We start from the raw sequence: 16,659 nt of genomic DNA, 5'->3' as shown, positions 1-16,659 counted from the left end.
TGAGGCGGCGAGCTTACCATGGCGAGCCGCGAGTTTGATTGATCCGGGTCGCCGCTGCGCCGAACAGGCTTGCATCTGCCCGGCCCGATCAGTACAAAACGCCCTGAGCCGGACGGCAACGCTGCACCATCGACCGTCCGCGCCGGCTAAAGCCTGAACCCTGAGGAAGTACCTGAATGAAAAAGTGGCAATGTGTGGTCTGCGGCCTGATCTACAACGAAGCCGACGGCTGGCCGGATGACGGCATTGCGCCGGGCACCCTGTGGCAGGACGTGCCGGAAGACTGGCTGTGCCCGGACTGCGGCGTCGGCAAGATGGACTTCGAAATGATCGAAATCAACTGAGAAAACACTGAGGAGTAGGGCATGAGCGCACCTGTCGTCATCATTGGCACTGGGCTTGCGGGTTACAACCTGGCCCGCGAGTTTCGCAAACTCGATGGCGAAACCCCGTTGCTGCTGATTACCGCCGATGACGGTCGCTCCTACTCCAAGCCGATGCTTTCAACCGGCTTCGGCAAGCACAAGGACGCCGACGGCTTGAGCATGGCCGAGCCGGGCGCGATGGCCGAGCAGTTGAAGGCCGAGATCCGCACCCATACCCGCATCAGCGGCATTGATCCGGGCCACAAGCGCCTGTGGATCGGTGAGGAAGCGGTGAGCTATCGCGACTTGATCCTCGCCTGGGGCGCGGAAATCGTGCGCGTGCCGATCGAAGGCGACGGCGGGGATCTGGTGTTCCCGATCAACGATCTCGAAGACTACGCGCGCTTTCGCGCGGCGGCCGCCGGCAAGCGTCGGGTGCTGTTGCTCGGTGCCGGGCTGATCGGCTGCGAGTTCGCCAACGACCTGATTCTGGGTGGCTACGAGGTGCAACTGGTTGCACCGTGCGAGCAGGTGATGCCGACCCTGCTGCATCCCGCTGCGGCGGCTGCGGTGCAGGCCGGGCTGGAAAGCCTCGGTGCACGTTTCCACCTCGGCCCGGTGCTGACCCGCCTGCAAAAAGTCGCTGATGGGCTGGAAGCGCACCTGTCCGACGGTCAGGTTGTCCCGTGCGATGTGGTGGTCTCGGCCATCGGCCTGCGCCCGCGGATCGATCTGGCGGCGGCCGCCGGCATCCAGACCAATCGCGGCGTGGTGGTCGACCGTCATCTGCAAACCTCGCACGCCAACATTTACGCTTTGGGCGACTGCGCCGAGGTCGACGGGCTGAATCTTCTGTACGTCATGCCCCTCATGAGTTGTGCGCGAGCGCTGGCACAGACCCTGGCCGGCAACCCGACCGTAGTGAACTACGGACCGATGCCGATCACCGTGAAAACCCCGGTTTGCCCACTGGTGGTTTCCCCGCCGCCACGGGGCCGCGAAGGCGTCTGGACGGTCGAAGGGCAGGGCGCCGACGTCAAGGTGCTGTGTCACGACGCCGAAGGGCAACTGCTCGGTTATGCCCTGACCGGCACGGCGGTGATGGAAAAACTTGCGCTGAACAAACAGCTTCCGGCCTTGCTGGCGTAAATACCGGTCGTTCTGTCGGAATCACCCCGCTTTTGCCCCCACAAACGTCGCGGGGAGACTGGCGCCGCCCTTAACCGCGTGCCATCCTCACTCCCGTCTGCCGCAGAGTAGAGCCTGCGGCGCCTTGGGCGCTGTTCCAACGAGAACAGCACGGACATAACAACAAAAAACCGTCAAAGGGGCTTCACTAATGCGTAAACCAGAACTCGCCGCTGCAATCGCTGAAAAAGCGGATCTGACCAAAGAGCAGGCCAACCGCGTTCTCAACGCCGTTCTCGAAGAAATCACCGGCGCCCTGCACCGCAAGGACAGCGTCACGCTGGTGGGCTTCGGCACCTTCCTGCAACGCCACCGCGGTGCCCGCACCGGCAAAAACCCGCAGACCGGTGAACCGGTGAAGATCAAGGCCAGCAACACTGTAGCGTTCAAGCCAGGCAAATCGTTGAAAGACAGCGTTAATCCATAATCGCGGCGCACTCCCTGAACAGCGGGGGAACACCGTAATAAAAAATGGGCATACCGATTGCGGTCGGATGCCCATTTTTTTGGCTGATGGCGAGCCGAACTGGTCTTGGTGGATCGTTATGGGATTCGTCTAGCCGGTTACCCGTAGGTGGCCAGCACCATTCTGGCGAACTCGTTCTTGCTTGGCTGGTGTCCATAAGATTTCAGGTATTTACGCCACTCGGACTCGAGAATGGGACTTTCGTATTCGCCCTCCGTCGCCAGATGCGCAGCTGCATCGTCTATCAAGGCTTGGGTGTAATGTTTCGAGGGGCCGTCCGAACTGGCGTCTGAAGTTGAAATGAACGGTCCAACCGTTGTGAATAGCAACCCGATCCCGGTCAGCATCGAGAACTCCAAGGGGCCACCGTTCAATAGGCATCCAAATCCGATGCAGCCCTCAGCACGAGCAGAGGTGCTGGTTGTGAGCGTTAGCATGACAACCAAAGCGCATCCAAACCCTGATATTGATCGTTTATTGTGTCTGCCGCTCATGATGGTTTAACCCTCCCTAACGTTACTTATGGATCCCTTTGTTCAGTGATTGCAGATTGGCAGGTGACTGAAGGGGATGTGATGCCTTACCAGCTCCCGAAGGGAATGCCGTATTTTTCGATGTAGGTTTTGGATGCGTCTTTGAGAGGGCGATGTTGACCTCCGGATTTACCGTCATAGGGACCTTTGGGATTGATAGTTCCTTCGACTCGGGTAATTTCGACTGGCTTCAAGCACGGACCCCTCAGCCACACCTTGGCAATGCCGCCAGGCGCCAAGCCAATAGTTACGCGGTCGCGGTAATCCGTGATCCATTTGCCATCCAGTCTGCAGTACGCCTTTTCCGGCTTGTGCATGATTTCCCGAGCTGATTCGGGAATCACAATGTAGGCCTCATAGGTTTGAGGCTCTGCCAAGGATTGCCAACGCACATAGATCAGGCGGGGGAGATCGGCTCCGGTGACGTGACGCCCCGAGCCGCTACCTGGGCTTTCTGGCCAGCCCGCAGGCTTGCCCTTGTTGTCGGCGGGGGTGTTTACCGAGGCAATCCCGGCGCCGGCACGTTTGAACACACGTTCACGTATATCCACCACGTCTGCTGTTTCAATCCAGACCTCCATGTAGGCTGGTGCTCCGAAGCCAAGGTACCAAGGCCGTTTGGTGATTGGTTGTGCGTGGCTTTGACTGCAAAGTACCAACAGCAATCCAAAGACCAACCCCGTGTTTTTTTTGATGGACCGAGTGAATTTATTCATGGGGGTGCACCACTCGTTGTTTGTCTTTTGTCGGTCGGTTTATGAAAACAATGCTCATGTCGCTGTTGTTAAAGTCCTTGGCTGCGTTCCAGTGAGCAGAAAGATGGATATAGCGACTGCGTAACAAAGCCCGTTCTTTGATGGTCAGTCCCTCAACGGATGAATTTCCAAGCGCATAAGCCTCAAGTTTGGTGTGGATCGGGATCAGTTCCTCAGGCAGCGAAAGTTTTGAATCATTTTTGTCAATCGCTTCAAATGGCACACCATGTCTGACCCCCAGCTCACGCATGATGCGTAAATAAACCAGCGACAACTCACCGTGTACCGGGCGTTCAATCATGGCCGCAGCATAAACCCGCTTCTGGGGATCCGATGTGTATCTGCCCCTTTCCAATCGTTGAATGACAGGGGCTTCCCAGAGTGCAACCCGCAGTTGATTGCCTGGAGCGTCATCTTCGATGACGCCTTTCGTATACCAGGCAAACGCCTCCTTTTCGGCAGCGACATAGGCTGCGCTGCGGGTCGCTTCCTTGCTTTGGCTGATGGTGCTGGTAATCGGACTGCTCAACAGAAGTTTCTCCCTGGCTCTGGGCAGATAACCACCTCCCAGATCCGAGTGGACGCCGGGCAAAACCAGATCGATCTCACCCAGGCTGTTAAGGGCAAAATTTTCGCGATATTCATCACGCGCCACCAAATGCACCACTTTTCTGGCACAACCCTCCGGCAACTTTAAGTTCAGCCCGGGATTTCTGCTGTTGGCACCGGTGAAGTCGAGCAACCATGGATTAGCGATTGCCGCGACGGTATCAAACAGACCAATGAAATTGATGCTGATACTGGATTGTGAATCCCAGTCAAAGCTACTGACCAAGAACGGAGAGCCCGCTGGCAACGCCTTTGCGAGAATGCTGCGCTTGCCTTTGAGCACCTCGTTTGCGAAGTGCCGTGCAGCGGCGGCGCCTCGACTGAAACCGAAAATATCGAATTCGATTCTTTCTATTAGCGTGTTGGGGTTGCTATCAATCAGTGACCGAATTTGCTCCATGATTTTTTCAGGGCTCTGCTCCACACGAGCCAGAACACCCGTTTCGCCTCGGCCGGTTGCCTGTGCGTAAAGTGAATCGTCTCCGTCAGCTGTTGTACCAATGCCTTCGATGTATACGCGCAGGGAGGCCTGTTTCGTGTTCTCCGCTAATACCTCGAAGGCATGGTCCGTATACAGTTCATGCAACCGCACAATGTTGCTCACATCGTTTCCATAACTGTTATCCGGCGAGTTGCCATTTCCGTCATAGCCATAAGTGGCGCAGTGCTTCTGAATCTCTTCGGCTGCCTCAGCCAGATTGGCATCTGGCGCATAGCAAGCCGCGACCGTTTCGCTGTTGGCCTTGTTGTTCCCCGTCCCATCGAAAAACACGCCAATCCGCAAAGTAATTCCGGCAGGCGTTTCATCCTCCAGTTCGACCTCTTCCTCCTCTTCTTCGAGTTCTCCTTCCTCCGCTGCTTGAGTGGAAGCAGTTGCTGGTCCTGCGGCCAAGGCACCCGCCATCGCGGCTTCTGGATGATCAACGGCTCCGCTGGCGGACGTCTTTCCACTCGCCACCATCTCGGTACTGCTGAAGATCCCGCCGCTGTCGATCACGATGTGGTGACCGCCCGCCTTCAGCGTGATGCTGGCGCCGGCATCCAGCACCACGCTGGCGCCGGCCTTGATCTGCACCTGCTGGCCCGCCTCGACGGTAATGATTTTCCCGGCCGTCGTCTGGCTGCTGCCCTGGATGCTTTCCCAACGATCACGCCCGACCGCCAGCCGGCTGTCATGGAGAACCTGCCGCTCCATGTCGCGCTGGGCGCGCAGGTAAACCAGTTCCTGACCGGCGCGATCTTCAAGCGTCAGTTCGTTGTAGCCACCCGTGTCAGGCGAGCTGCGACTGCGCAGCACGGTTCGGGTCTTGTGCTCGGGAAGCTTGTACGGCGCGGGGGTTATCTTGTTGATCACGCAGCCGGTAATCAGCGGCTTGTCGGGATCACCTTCCTCGAAGGTCACCACCACTTCCATCCCGATGCGGGGGAGGATGACGGCACCGAAACCGTTACCGGCCCAGCTCGACGCCACCCGCACCCAGCAACTGCTGCGCTCACTGTTGAATTCAGCGCGGTCCCAGTGGAATTCGACTTTTACGCGGCCGAACTCATCGCAGTAGATCTCTTCCCCTTTGGGGCCGGTTACTCGAGCGGTCTGGCTGACCAGCGGTGACCGGCGTGCGGGCAGTGGCGGGCGGAACACTACTTCGGCAGGAATCGCGCGGAAGGTGTTGCGATAGCCTTGGGTAAAACAGTCCGCCGATTGAGTTTCGCTGCTGGCCGACTCCTCCAGAACTTGCGGCTGCCGTCCGGTGTGGGTTACACCGAGCAGCAGCCACAGACCTTTGTATTTCTGGCGAGGGTGTTCGGTCAGTTCAAGCAGATGGCCACAGCGCAGGGTCGGTTGGTTGCTTTGACCCTCGGCCATTTCATAGTCGGCGCGATGGCGTTCCAGGGCCTGACGGGCCAGCTGCTTGCCACGCTTTTCGTTCTCCAGCAGCAGCAGCGGGTATCGGTAGTCCTCAAGCGTCGGCGTGAATCCGGCGCTGAAGCGGCTTTCGAGTAAAAGCGTCGGTCGCCTCAGGTCATAGTCGCGTCGCGTGATCCGGCTTGTCCGAGTGGCGGCGCGCAAGGAAAACCTGCTGACCACCGTATATTCCGGGACCATCCCGCTATCCCGGCGATAGGGTGTGGCGCGCAAAGTCGGGAGGAACACCGCGTCATCGGTGAACACCAGCAAATGGCCTTGCGCGGAGTGCTGGTGATGCCAGGCGATGCCCTCCTCGGCACACAAGCGCTGAATGAACTCGAAATCACTTTCGCCGTATTGGGTGCAGTACTCCCGTGCCGCGAGGGGCTGGACATGAAAGGTGAACGCATCGGCGAGGATGCCATGTCGTTTGAGCGTTTGCGTGATGATCTGCGGGACAGTCTGCTCCTGGTAAATCCGTTGATCGTGACTGAACTGCAAATAGTGGAGGTTCGGCACCAGTGTCAGGCGATAGCGGGTCAGGCGTTTTTCCGACTCACCCGCCAACACATCTTCGATGCGCCCGTGAATACCTTCGCCGTTGAGGCCGAACTGCAGGAAGGCAGGCTGACTGAGCAGGCCTTCCATATCGAAGTCGGGGTCTTCACTGACCAGTTCGACGTGGAGGGCATAAAGGGTACTGACGGTCTCTGTGCCTTCGAAGGCCAGCACCTTGAAATCGTTGCGAACGGCAGGAATCTGCAGCGCAAAGTGCGCAGAACTGACAGCTCCAGGCATACGCTTGTCCTTAAGCAGAGAGGGGAAGACGGCGTGATGTCGAAACCCTCCCTGGTCAGCGCACGCGAACATTGGCCGGCACGCTAACAAGGCGTTAAACAGATTTATGTAAGAAGGATCGCTTGTTTAAGTCGGAGCTTTCCGGGTTGTAAAACAACGTAGAAATTGTGGGAAATGGCTGTGAGAAGGTGACGGCGAATGATTGGAATCCTGCGTAATAGTCTTATGCAGGCAAGGATCCAGGACTATTAAACATATAAATGCCATCAAATTGATGGCACTTTTAATGTTGTCTGTTGTCGCCAGTCATTTGTTAATAAATGGCGGTGTATTTTCGGAAGCGTCCTACTTCAAATTTTTTCGGGGTTTGTCATGCTTTCGCCGCTTACTTGTGGAACGAGCGTGCAGATGTTCTCGATGCCGCGCGCCGGCCGCTCTGGTCCAATGCTTTCGGAAGGGATAGGCTTAAAAGTGAAATATAAAGGGACATCAGGGAAACCCCTGTCACATATAGGGCGATCTCCTACAGCGCCCAATGAACAGTTCGTCTTGTCGTTTAAACGGATGCTTGCTAGTGGCCATCATAGTGATTACGATGCGCGCACTTGAAAGAGCAAACACTCAATTGGATGAGTCTTCCGACTGCTCTTCGATACTGTCCCGCGCCGCTGCAACTCCAATAGGCGCACGACCGTAATCCTGATAAAGGCCATGGATGTCCTACTCAAGCAAACTTTCCGCCCATTACCTCGAACTCGCTAAAGTCTCTGTTTCCAAAGAGAATTTTGCGGGCGAAGACGTTCGTTTCTCGAGCGAATTCGAGGCCCTGGAAAGCGAGCTGGCCAAAGCCTCGTCGATGCACGAAAGCGGGCAGATCGACTGGCTGAAAATTCGCGAAAACAGCGAAAACCTCCTGCGTACCCAATCCAAGGATTTGCGTGTCGGCGCCTGGCTGACCTGGTCGCTGTACCAGCGTGAATCCTTCCCCGGCCTGCTGGCCGGCCTCGGTTTTCTGCACCATTTGTCGGAAAACCACTGGGCCGAGATTCACCCGCTCAAACCCCGCACCCGGGCCGCCGCCATCGGCTGGCTGGTGCCGCGTCTTGAGCAGGTGATCACCGAAAATATCGCGATCAAGGAACAGCTGCCGATGTTCCGGCAGTTGTCCGAGCATCTGTCCGGTCTCGACGCCGCCTGCACCGAGCATCTGGGCGATGATGCGCCGCTGCTGCTGCCGCTCTCCCGTCGTCTGAAAACCATGATCCAGCGCGCCGCCGACAACCAGCCGGCACCCGGCGTGGTGGGCGCGGCGGTGGCGCAGGTCAAGCAGGCCGCCAGCCAGTTGCTGGCACCCGGCGCGCCGATCGACAACGAGAAAGAAGCCCACAAGGCCCTGCGCGCCCAGCAGGAAAGCGCCCGCCCGCTGTGCGCCTGGTGGCTCAAGCAGAAAGCCACCGACCTGCGCGCCCTGCGCCTCAACCGCACCTTGCTGTGGATGACGATCGACGCGGTGCCCGAGCGCAACGCCGAGCAGATCACCGTGCTGCGCGGGTTGCCGGTGGACAAGCTCAAGCAGTATCAGGACCGTTTCGATCAGGGCAAATACGCCGACCTGCTGGTGGAACTGGAGGCGAGCCTGGCGAAGGCGCCGTTCTGGTTCGATGGCCAGAGGATGGTCTGGGAATGTCTCCAGAACCTCAACGCCGAGCTGGCCATGCGCGAAGTGGAAATCCACTTCGCGCTTTTGATTCAACGCCTGCCCGGCATCATCGAGCTGCGTTTCCATGACGGCGCGCCGTTCGCCGATCCGTCCACCCGGGCGTGGATCGCCGGCAACGTCATGCCGCACCTGCAAAGCGCCAGCGCACCGCGCAAGGTCGAGACCGAGAACGCCGAAACCCAGCCGGCCTGGGAAAAGGCCCTCGAAGAAGTCCAGCCGATCCTGCGCAAGGAAGGCCTCAAGCCCGCAGTTCAGATCCTCAAACAGGGGCTGCAATCGGCGCACGGCGGCCGCGAACGCTTCTTCTGGCAGTTCGCCCTCGCGCGGCTGTGTTTCCTGGCCAAGAAATACGAGCTGGCCAAGAACCAGCTCGAAACCCTCGATCAGACATTACAGGACTCAGGTCTGCACGCCTGGGAGCCCGATCTTGCATTGGAAGTGCTGCACCTGCTGCACAGTTGCTGCGAGTTGTTACCGCAGAACCATGCCGTACGTGAACGCAAGGAAGAGATTTATCGCAGGCTGTGCCACCTCGACCTCGAAGTGGTACTCGAATAGGCCCCAGGGCCACAACCGCAAGGAGAAAAGCCATGGCCAAAGAAGGCTCGGTAGCCCCCAAGGAACGCATCAACGTCACCTTCAAACCCGCCACCGGCGGTGCTCAGGAAGAGATTGAACTGCCGCTGAAGCTGCTGGCAATCGGTGACTACACCCACCGCAAGGACGATCGCAAGATCGAGGATCGCAAGCCGATCAGCATCGACAAGATGACCTTCGACGAAGTGCTGGCCAAGCAAGAGCTGGGTCTGACGCTGAGCGTGCCGAACCGTCTGCAGGAAGATGGCGAGGCCGACGAGCTGGCTGTGCAACTGCGCGTCAACTCCATGAAGGACTTCAACCCGGCCAGCCTGGTCGAGCAAGTGCCTGAGCTGAAAAAACTGATGGAACTGCGCGACGCGCTGGTGGCCCTCAAAGGCCCGCTGGGTAACGCACCTGCGTTCCGTAAAGCCATCGAAGGCGTGCTCGCCGACGATGAATCCCGCGGTCGCGTACTCGGTGAGCTGGGCCTGAACGCCGCAGCTCCGGACGCTTGAGACTCCAGCAGCCAAGGAAGCCAACACAATGAGCACTAGCGCAGCACAACAGAACGCCGCAGAAAACGGCGAATACAGCATCCTCGACAGCATCATCGCCGAAACCCGCCTGACGCCGGACGACGAAGCCTACGACATCGCCAAACGCGGTGTGTCGGCGTTCATCGAAGAGCTGCTCAAGCCGCAGAACAACGGTGAGCCGGTCAAGAAAGCCATGGTTGACCGCATGATCGCCGAGATCGATGCCAAGCTCAGCCGTCAGATGGACGAAATCCTGCACCACCCGGACTTCCAGGCCCTGGAATCGTCGTGGCGTGGCCTGCAACTGCTGGTCGACCGCACCAACTTCCGCGAAAACATCAAGATCGAAATCCTCAACGTCTCCAAAGAAGACCTGCTGGACGATTTCGAAGACTCGCCGGAAGTCATGCAGTCGGGCCTGTACAAGCACATCTACACCGCTGAATACGGCCAGTTCGGTGGTCAGCCGGTTGGCGCGATCATTGCCAACTACTACATGTCCCCAAGCTCGCCGGACGTGAAGCTGATGCAGTACGTGTCCAGCGTAGCCTGCATGTCCCACGCACCGTTCATCGCTGCCGCCGGCCCGAAATTCTTCGGCCTGGAAAGCTTCACCGGCCTGCCGGACCTGAAGGATCTGAAAGATCACTTCGAAGGCCCGCAATTCGCCAAATGGCAGAGCTTCCGTACTTCGGAAGACTCCCGCTACGTTGGCCTGACCGTACCGCGTTTCCTGCTGCGTAACCCGTACGACCCGGAAGAAAACCCGGTCAAATCGTTCGTGTACAAGGAAAACGTTGCCAACAGCCACGAGCACTACCTGTGGGGCAACACCGCTTACGCGTTCGGCACCAAGCTGACCGACAGCTTCGCCAAGTTCCGCTGGTGCCCGAACATCATCGGTCCACAGAGCGGCGGCGCCGTTGAAGACCTGCCTCTGCACCACTTCGAAAGCATGGGCGAAATCGAAACCAAGATTCCTACGGAAGTACTGGTCAGCGACCGTCGTGAATACGAACTGGCCGAGGAAGGCTTCATCTCCCTGACCATGCGTAAAGGCTCCGACAACGCGGCGTTCTTCTCCGCGAGCTCGGTGCAGAAGCCGAAGTTCTTCGGCATCAGCGCAGAAGGCAAGGCTGCAGAGCTGAACTACAAGCTCGGCACCCAACTGCCGTACATGATGATCGTCAACCGCCTGGCTCACTACCTCAAAGTGCTGCAGCGCGAGCAGCTCGGTTCGTGGAAAGAACGTACCGACCTCGAGCTGGAACTGAACAAGTGGATCCGCCAGTACGTGGCCGACCAGGAAAACCCGAGCGCCGAAGTGCGTGGCCGTCGTCCGCTGCGCGCTGCGCAAGTGATCGTCAGCGACGTTGAAGGCGAGCCGGGCTGGTACCGCGTCAGCCTGAACGTGCGTCCGCACTTCAAGTACATGGGTGCCGATTTCACCCTGTCGCTGGTTGGCAAGCTGGACAAAGAGTAAGAGCGACTCATGGACGGATACGGCAGCCTTTTCGAACGCCTCAACGGCGACGCGGAACTACGCAAGGGCAGGAGCCTCGAGGCTTCGGCCATGGCGTCGGTGGCTGCCCATCTGGCCAAAATGCTCAGCACCCGGGCCGGCAGCGTGCAAACGCTGTCCGACTACGGGTTGCCCGATCTCAATGACATGCGCCTGAGCCTGCACGACTCCCTGAGTCAAGCCCGCCTGGCCATCGAAAGCTTCATAGAAGCCTACGAGCCGCGCCTGAGCAACGTGCGTGTCATTTCCCTGCCGCGTGACCACGATCAGCTTCGCCTGGCCTTCAGCATCGAAGGCCTGCTGGAAGTCGAGGGTTTCAAGCGTCAGGTCAGTTTCTCCGCGCGCCTGGATGGCAGCGGTCAAGTGAAGGTCAACTAAGGAGAACCCCGATGTCTGGCAAACCTGCAGCACGCGTATCCGACCCCACCGCTTGCCCGCTCCCCGGCCACGGCACCAACCCGATCGCCGCCGGTTCCGGCGACGTGTTCTTCGACGGCCTCCCGGCCGCCCGCGAAGGCGATGCCTCCGCGTGTGGTGGTGCGATGGTCGGCGGTTTGGCCACGACGGTGAAAATCAATGGCAAGTCTGCTGTCACTGTGGATTCCGTGGGCTCTCACGGTAACAAAGTCACTGCCGGTTCCGGGACGGTAATTATCGGCAATTCACATTCGCCGGCGCCGTTTGTGCCGCCGTTGCCGGTTGAACTCAAATGGCCATTTAACGAGCACTTCGTGATCAATTGCGAAGAGACAGGCAAGCCGCTAGCTGGGGTGGAATACACACTTAAAACAGCTTCGGGGAAAATCATAAACGGTGTGACAGGTGCCGACGGGAAAACTCAAAAAGTGTTTTCCACTACTGCAGAAGCGGTTGAGCTGATCATAGAGCCACAGAGTAGGGTTGTTCTCGCTTAGTTGTTGAACTTTAAAACTGGCGAAATTTGCGTGAAGTGATATCAGAGGGATGTGAAGATGGCTGCAACGACAGTAGCAACGACAATGACTCCGGCGAGTAACAAGTCCGGCCAGACTGCTACTGCACGTCAGTTCAAGATTACTGATATTCCGAACACGATGAGAAAACTCAACTGGCCTGTTGCAGCGGATCTGATGGCCCATTGGTTCAATGGCAAACCGTGGCCAAACGAAAGTGGTGGGATGGATGATGCTGTTAAAAGGCATGAAGCTTTTGCACCGGCAGAGTACATCGAAGAGTCCATAGTAAAAATGAGTTGGGTCCTTGGGTTTGAGCGTGCAAATACCGCATTCAAACAACTGAAGGCGAATTGGAATAGCCCGCTTGGGACCGATCTAATAAAGCAGAGATTGCGCAAAGCTTTTTCCAATAGCGCTCCTGGCTGTTATCCACTGGCTTTTAATGGAGTGGCAAGTGCTGCTGAAAAGTTTGGTTACTCCAATAATAAAGTTGTCGAGTTCGAACAGACCGGGGCTGATGACGTAAACGAGCTTCGAGCAGCGCTCGCTAACTTCAATTTGCGTGTCATTGCCGAAGGCTCAGTCGTCGTGACAGGTAAGAGCATTGTTTTTACGCCATCAAAAATTGGTTTTTATATTGAAGATGCTTACGACTTTAATGATGGCATTGCTCTTTTTAGCCAGGTTCTAGGCTATTGGAACTTTGATAAATTGATTGCTGATCCCGTTGTCGGTTTTAAAACAAACGCCAAGCTCGCTACCGAAATGAATTCTGTGATGGCTGAGTCCACGTACAAGCAGGTCACGGGGCAGCAATCGCCTCAGCAGAAAGAAGAAGCCGTACGTCGTTATAGAGAGTTAGAAGGCAAGCATTACATACTTGTTCAAAATAGCGATTTTCGTGACTATCGGGATCAAAATAAAAAAGGCGGAGACTTTCGCGTTTATTCGGACATCTTGTACGAAAGTGTATCAGTCGCTCCTATTGAGGTCATTTCTAAATGAACTCATGGCGTAAGCTTTTTATAAATTTTGCAGCGCTGCTAGCTAGCTTGGTAATCGCTGTTGCTTTTGTAGTAAATGGTATTTTGAGTCGTGCGCCTGATGTCTCAAAAAAGAGTCCGTCCGGACAATATCTTATAGAGTCTATTCCGGCGAGTTCGCTTTTGACTCCACGAGATTCGGTGTACTTGCGCTTTACGGATTTGAATAACCCTGCTCGTACTTATCGAACTCCTCTTTTTTCTGATGTTTCACTGGATATGAATGCCGATGAGGATGATGAGGCGGTCGGTGTTGTATTCATTGAGCTGGATAAGGGAAGCAAGGAATTCACGTTGGCGCTATCTAATCCGAGAAAACATTGGCTTGATCTGTTTATCAGTAATACGCCTTACAAGGTGCTGGAAAATTGATGTCTGGGCTAGGGAAAGAGGGAGTTTTGTGCAATTGCACCAACAGAGCGCATCCAGCTCTTAAGTTGCTTGTTGCTTTCCTTAGTTCCGTTGGACTTCTGGCGATTGTGGTTTTGTTAGCAGTATTGCTGCGAATGGAACGATCTAACCCGCCGACGTTGATCGCTCACCCCAACGCACATTGGGTGGGGGCTGAAGATGGTGGCGTATTTGTCGAGATCGCCAAAGCCGAGGCCCCGGACTACTACGTGCAAGTCCGTCACGAAAGTGGCGAGATATGGTCAGAAGGCTGGGTTCGCTATGGCACAAAAGACGGCTATCCACTAAGTGCTGCCGGGATTGTCGGGTTTGATGGTGTAGAGCTTTATCTGCACACCAGCATGGCGATGACACCTGAAAAATCGAAGGACCAATAATTATGAGGGCGATGGATTTTCGCAATGTCTGTGAACCGTGTGCGAGGAGCCGTTGCCTTGCTCATCGTGGGCTAGGTGGTGTCCGGGCTGGCAGTCGCGCTCTACAGGATATTTTTTTGATGAGTTCCACTACCAGGCAGGTAACCCGTGTCCTTTAACCACTACTACCAAAGCGAACTCACCGCACTGCGCCAACTGGGCCGCCGTTTCGCCGAGCGTAGTCCAGCGCTGGCGCCGTTCCTGGGGCAGGCCGGGCGGGATCCGGATGTGGAGCGGTTGCTGGAAGGCTTTGCGTTTCTGACCGGGCGGCTGCGCCAGAAACTCGATGACGAGTTGCCGGAGCTCAGCCATTCCCTGATGCAGTTGCTGTGGCCGAACTACATGCGTCCGCTGCCGGCGTTCAGCATTCTGCAGTTCGATCCGCTCAAGCGTTCGGGGCCGGCGCTGAAGGTCGAGCGTGACACGCCGATCGAGAGCGTGCCGATCGAAGACGTGCGCTGCCGCTTCCGCACCTGCTACCCGACCGAAGTCATGGCACTGGATCTGGCCGCACTGAACTACTCGGTGAAGGGTGACGGTTCGCTGCTCAGCCTGCGTCTTGAGATGAGTGCCGACGGCCACCTCGGCGAGCTGGAGCTGAGCAAGCTGCGCCTGCACTTTGCCGGTGAGCGCTATATCAGCCAGATGCTCTACCTGAGCCTGCTGCGCAACCTCGAGGGCATCGAACTGATCCCGCTTGACGGCGCCGGCAAGCCGATCGATGGCGTGAGCGGCAAGCCGATGGCGTTCAAGATTCCGGGCGACCGCGTGAAGCCAGTGGGCTTTGCCGAAGAAGAAGCGTTGATCCCGTATCCGCTGAACACCTTCCGGGGCTATCGCTACCTGCAGGAATACTTCGCCTTCCAGGACAAATTCCTGTTCGTCGATGTCCACGGCCTCGACATTCTCAAGGCGCTGCCGGAAGACACCCTCAAGCAGATGCGCGGCCTGGAATTGCGCTTCGATATCCGCAAGAGCGGCATCATGCGCATGCGTCCGACCCTGGATAACGTGAAGCTGTTCTGCACGCCGATCGTCAACCTGTTCAAGCACGACGCACTGCCGATCCGCCTCGACGGCAAACAGGACGAATACCTGCTGCTGCCGGCCGAATACGATCTGGAAAACTGCGGCGTGTTCTCGGTGGAGACCGTGACCGGCTGGAAACCCGGCGGCCTCGGCTATCAGGAGTACGTGCCGTTCGAATCCTTCGAGCACGATCCGAGTTTCGACGTGCCCAACAGCCGTCCGCATTACAGCATCCGTCAGCGTTCGTCGCTGCTGCACGACGGCCTCGACACCTACCTGAGCTTCGGTATCCGCCACACCGAAGCCCATGAAACCCTGTCGATCGAGCTGGTCTGCACCAACCAGAACCTGCCGCGCAAACTCAAGCTCGGGCAGATCTGCATGGCCTGCGAAGAGACCCCGGAGTTCCTGAGTTTCCGCAACATCACCCCGGCCACTTCCAGTTTCGCGCCGCCGCTGAACCGTGACTTCCTGTGGAAGCTGATCAGCAACATGTCGCTTAACTATCTGTCGCTGGCCGACGTCAATGCACTGAAGGTGATTCTCGAAACCTACGACCTGCCGCGCTACTACGATCAGCACGCGGAGAAGGTCAGCAAACGCCTGCTCGGCGGCCTCAAGCACATCAAGCATCACCACGTGGACCGGCTGCACCGTGGTCTGCCGGTGCGCGGTTTGCGCACCGAACTGACCATCGACCCGGAAGGGTATATCGGTGAGGGCGACCTGTTCGTCTTCGCCTCGGTTCTCAACGAGTTTTTCGCGCTTTACGCCAGTCTCAATTCATTCCATGAGCTGCGGGTAAAAAGCACACAGGGAGAGGTGTACCAATGGACACCACGTATGGGCCTGCAGCCCCTGCTTTAAGCGGGCTGACGAAGGTAATACGCGAGTACTCGCTGTTTCAGGCCGTGCTGCTGGTGATCGACCGGCTGCGCGATGCGCACCCGTACCTGAGCGAAGACGATTTGTACGACCAGCTGGAATTCCAGGCCAACCCGAGCCTCGGATTTCCGCGCAGCGACGTCGATCGCGTGGAGTTTTTCGAAGAGCACGGGCAGATGCGCGCGCGCCTGCGCTTCAACCTGATCGGCCTGGTCGGTTCCGGTTCGCCGCTGCCGGCGTTCTACGGCGAGCAAGCCCTGGGCGACAGCGAAGACGGCAACCCGACGCGCAACTTCCTCGACCTGTTCCACCATCGCCTGCAACGGCTGATGCTGCCGATCTGGCGCAAATACCGTTACCGCGCGAGCTTCCAGAGCGGCGCGGTCGACCCGTTCTCCTCGCAACTGTTCGCCCTGATCGGCCTCGGCGGCGACGAGATCCGCAAGGCCAAGGAACTGAACTGGAAACGCCTGCTGCCGTACCTCGGCCTGCTCAGTTTGCGGGCGCACTCGGCGGCGCTGATCGAAGCGGTGCTGCGTTACTACTTCAAGCACGAAGAACTGGTGATCGAGCAGTGCATCGAGCGCCGCGTGGAAATCCTCGAAGAACAGCGCAACCGCCTCGGCTTCGCCAACAGCGTGCTGGGTGAAGACCTGGTGCTGGGCGAACGCGTGCGCGATCGCAGCGGCAAATTCCGCATTCACATCACCGAACTCGACTGGGAACGCTTCCACGAATTCCTGCCCATCGGTTTCGGTTACCAGCCGCTCTGCGCGCTGGTGCGGTTCACCCTGCGTGACCCGCTCGATTACGACATTCGCCTGGTGCTGCGCCCGGAAGAAATCCGCGAACTGCGCATTGGCGAGAAGAACGACTGTCGCCTGGGGTGGACCAGTTGGCTGGGCTGCGAGAAAGCAGACGGCGTGGTGACCCTGGGCAGCAAAATTCATTAAGGACGTG

General features: G+C 57.6%; 16 protein-coding genes. 13 read left to right on the top strand and 3 right to left on the bottom strand.

Annotation, left to right across the window (positions count from 1 at the left end; translation table 11 throughout):
• Nucleotides 1–176 precede the first annotated feature (176 nt).
• The 3 genes from CAF76_RS06170 (at nt 177) to CAF76_RS06160 (ending at nt 1,980) form a co-directional block, all read left to right on the top strand.
• Nucleotides 177–344: a rubredoxin gene (locus tag CAF76_RS06170; protein ID WP_007954349.1), complete on the top strand. Its 168-nt coding sequence runs from the start codon at nt 177–179 to the stop codon at nt 342–344.
• A gap of 21 nt (nt 345–365) precedes the next feature.
• Nucleotides 366–1,514 (top strand): NAD(P)/FAD-dependent oxidoreductase, encoded by a 1,149-nt coding sequence (locus CAF76_RS06165; RefSeq protein WP_085647089.1) that lies wholly within the window; start codon nt 366–368, stop codon nt 1,512–1,514.
• 190 nt (nt 1,515–1,704) lie between these two features.
• Nucleotides 1,705–1,980 (top strand): HU family DNA-binding protein, encoded by a 276-nt coding sequence (locus CAF76_RS06160; RefSeq protein ID WP_003213368.1) that lies wholly within the window; start codon nt 1,705–1,707, stop codon nt 1,978–1,980.
• Between the two features lie 137 nt (nt 1,981–2,117).
• Here the strand turns inward: CAF76_RS06160 and CAF76_RS28815 are convergent, their stop codons facing one another.
• From CAF76_RS28815 to tssI, 3 genes are all read right to left on the bottom strand, one after another.
• Complete coding sequence (locus CAF76_RS28815; protein ID WP_236187597.1) at nt 2,118–2,366, bottom strand: hypothetical protein; 249 nt, start codon at nt 2,364–2,366, stop codon at nt 2,118–2,120.
• 233 nt (nt 2,367–2,599) lie between these two features.
• Nucleotides 2,600–3,268, bottom strand: a complete 669-nt coding sequence (locus CAF76_RS06150; RefSeq protein ID WP_085647088.1) for a DUF2931 family protein — start codon at nt 3,266–3,268, stop codon at nt 2,600–2,602.
• Nucleotides 3,261–6,623, bottom strand: a complete 3,363-nt coding sequence (tssI, locus tag CAF76_RS06145) for a type VI secretion system tip protein TssI/VgrG (RefSeq protein ID WP_085647087.1) — start codon at nt 6,621–6,623, stop codon at nt 3,261–3,263. The genes CAF76_RS06150 and tssI overlap by 8 nt, the downstream gene beginning before the upstream one ends.
• Nucleotides 6,624–7,338: 715 nt before the next feature.
• On the opposite strand from tssI, the gene tssA reads away from it, so the two are divergent.
• The 10 genes from tssA (at nt 7,339) to tssG (ending at nt 16,652) form a co-directional block, all read left to right on the top strand.
• Complete coding sequence (gene tssA, locus CAF76_RS06140) at nt 7,339–8,901, top strand: type VI secretion system protein TssA (protein ID WP_039765132.1); 1,563 nt, start codon at nt 7,339–7,341, stop codon at nt 8,899–8,901.
• A gap of 32 nt (nt 8,902–8,933) precedes the next feature.
• Nucleotides 8,934–9,437, top strand: coding sequence for a type VI secretion system contractile sheath small subunit (gene tssB, locus CAF76_RS06135; RefSeq protein ID WP_003229587.1), 504 nt, complete (start codon nt 8,934–8,936; stop codon nt 9,435–9,437).
• Nucleotides 9,438–9,465: 28 nt separating this feature from the next.
• The gene (tssC, locus tag CAF76_RS06130) at nt 9,466–10,941 is read left to right on the top strand and encodes a type VI secretion system contractile sheath large subunit (RefSeq protein WP_011336600.1); all 1,476 of its coding nucleotides are present in this window, start codon (nt 9,466–9,468) and stop codon (nt 10,939–10,941) included.
• A gap of 9 nt (nt 10,942–10,950) precedes the next feature.
• Nucleotides 10,951–11,358, top strand: coding sequence for a type VI secretion system baseplate subunit TssE (gene tssE / locus CAF76_RS06125; protein ID WP_039765135.1), 408 nt, complete (start codon nt 10,951–10,953; stop codon nt 11,356–11,358).
• A gap of 11 nt (nt 11,359–11,369) precedes the next feature.
• Entirely contained in the window at nt 11,370–11,894 is a 525-nt protein-coding gene (locus CAF76_RS06120; RefSeq protein WP_074689934.1) for a PAAR domain-containing protein, read from the top strand.
• Between the two features lie 57 nt (nt 11,895–11,951).
• Nucleotides 11,952–12,920: a DUF6402 family protein gene (locus CAF76_RS06115; RefSeq protein WP_085647086.1), complete on the top strand. Its 969-nt coding sequence runs from the start codon at nt 11,952–11,954 to the stop codon at nt 12,918–12,920.
• The gene (locus tag CAF76_RS28380; RefSeq protein WP_143491788.1) at nt 12,917–13,330 is read left to right on the top strand and encodes a hypothetical protein; all 414 of its coding nucleotides are present in this window, start codon (nt 12,917–12,919) and stop codon (nt 13,328–13,330) included. Before CAF76_RS06115 ends, CAF76_RS28380 begins: the two co-directional genes overlap by 4 nt.
• A 134-nt stretch (nt 13,331–13,464) precedes the next feature.
• Complete coding sequence (locus tag CAF76_RS06110) at nt 13,465–13,746, top strand: hypothetical protein (RefSeq protein WP_236187594.1); 282 nt, start codon at nt 13,465–13,467, stop codon at nt 13,744–13,746.
• A gap of 147 nt (nt 13,747–13,893) precedes the next feature.
• Nucleotides 13,894–15,681, top strand: coding sequence for a type VI secretion system baseplate subunit TssF (tssF, locus tag CAF76_RS06105; protein ID WP_039765144.1), 1,788 nt, complete (start codon nt 13,894–13,896; stop codon nt 15,679–15,681).
• Entirely contained in the window at nt 15,645–16,652 is a 1,008-nt protein-coding gene (tssG, locus tag CAF76_RS06100; protein ID WP_085647085.1) for a type VI secretion system baseplate subunit TssG, read from the top strand. The genes tssF and tssG overlap by 37 nt, the downstream gene beginning before the upstream one ends.
• The last annotated feature ends 7 nt before the right edge of the window (nt 16,653–16,659 follow it).

Source organism: Pseudomonas sp. B40(2017) (assembly GCF_002112855.1).
In the GTDB taxonomy this organism is placed as follows: domain Bacteria; phylum Pseudomonadota; class Gammaproteobacteria; order Pseudomonadales; family Pseudomonadaceae; genus Aquipseudomonas; species Aquipseudomonas pharyngis.
Note: the sequence above shows the minus strand (reverse complement) of the source record. Positions and strands in the feature narration are given on the sequence as shown.

What these genes read in the sequence shown, in the direction of transcription:
- CAF76_RS06170 (WP_007954349.1), top strand. Translation starts at nt 177, where the DNA reads ATGAAAAAGTGGCAATGTGTGGTCTGCGGCCTGATCTACAACGAAGCC.
- CAF76_RS06165 (WP_085647089.1), top strand. Translation starts at nt 366, where the DNA reads ATGAGCGCACCTGTCGTCATCATTGGCACTGGGCTTGCGGGTTACAAC.
- CAF76_RS06160 (WP_003213368.1), top strand. Translation starts at nt 1,705, where the DNA reads ATGCGTAAACCAGAACTCGCCGCTGCAATCGCTGAAAAAGCGGATCTG.
- CAF76_RS28815 (WP_236187597.1), bottom strand. Translation starts at nt 2,366, where the DNA reads ATGCTGACCGGGATCGGGTTGCTATTCACAACGGTTGGACCGTTCATT.
- CAF76_RS06150 (WP_085647088.1), bottom strand. Translation starts at nt 3,268, where the DNA reads ATGAATAAATTCACTCGGTCCATCAAAAAAAACACGGGGTTGGTCTTT.
- tssI (WP_085647087.1), bottom strand. Translation starts at nt 6,623, where the DNA reads ATGCCTGGAGCTGTCAGTTCTGCGCACTTTGCGCTGCAGATTCCTGCC.
- tssA (WP_039765132.1), top strand. Translation starts at nt 7,339, where the DNA reads ATGTCCTACTCAAGCAAACTTTCCGCCCATTACCTCGAACTCGCTAAA.
- tssB (WP_003229587.1), top strand. Translation starts at nt 8,934, where the DNA reads ATGGCCAAAGAAGGCTCGGTAGCCCCCAAGGAACGCATCAACGTCACC.
- tssC (WP_011336600.1), top strand. Translation starts at nt 9,466, where the DNA reads ATGAGCACTAGCGCAGCACAACAGAACGCCGCAGAAAACGGCGAATAC.
- tssE (WP_039765135.1), top strand. Translation starts at nt 10,951, where the DNA reads ATGGACGGATACGGCAGCCTTTTCGAACGCCTCAACGGCGACGCGGAA.
- CAF76_RS06120 (WP_074689934.1), top strand. Translation starts at nt 11,370, where the DNA reads ATGTCTGGCAAACCTGCAGCACGCGTATCCGACCCCACCGCTTGCCCG.
- CAF76_RS06115 (WP_085647086.1), top strand. Translation starts at nt 11,952, where the DNA reads ATGGCTGCAACGACAGTAGCAACGACAATGACTCCGGCGAGTAACAAG.
- CAF76_RS28380 (WP_143491788.1), top strand. Translation starts at nt 12,917, where the DNA reads ATGAACTCATGGCGTAAGCTTTTTATAAATTTTGCAGCGCTGCTAGCT.
- CAF76_RS06110 (WP_236187594.1), top strand. Translation starts at nt 13,465, where the DNA reads ATGGAACGATCTAACCCGCCGACGTTGATCGCTCACCCCAACGCACAT.
- tssG (WP_085647085.1), top strand. Translation starts at nt 15,645, where the DNA reads ATGGACACCACGTATGGGCCTGCAGCCCCTGCTTTAAGCGGGCTGACG.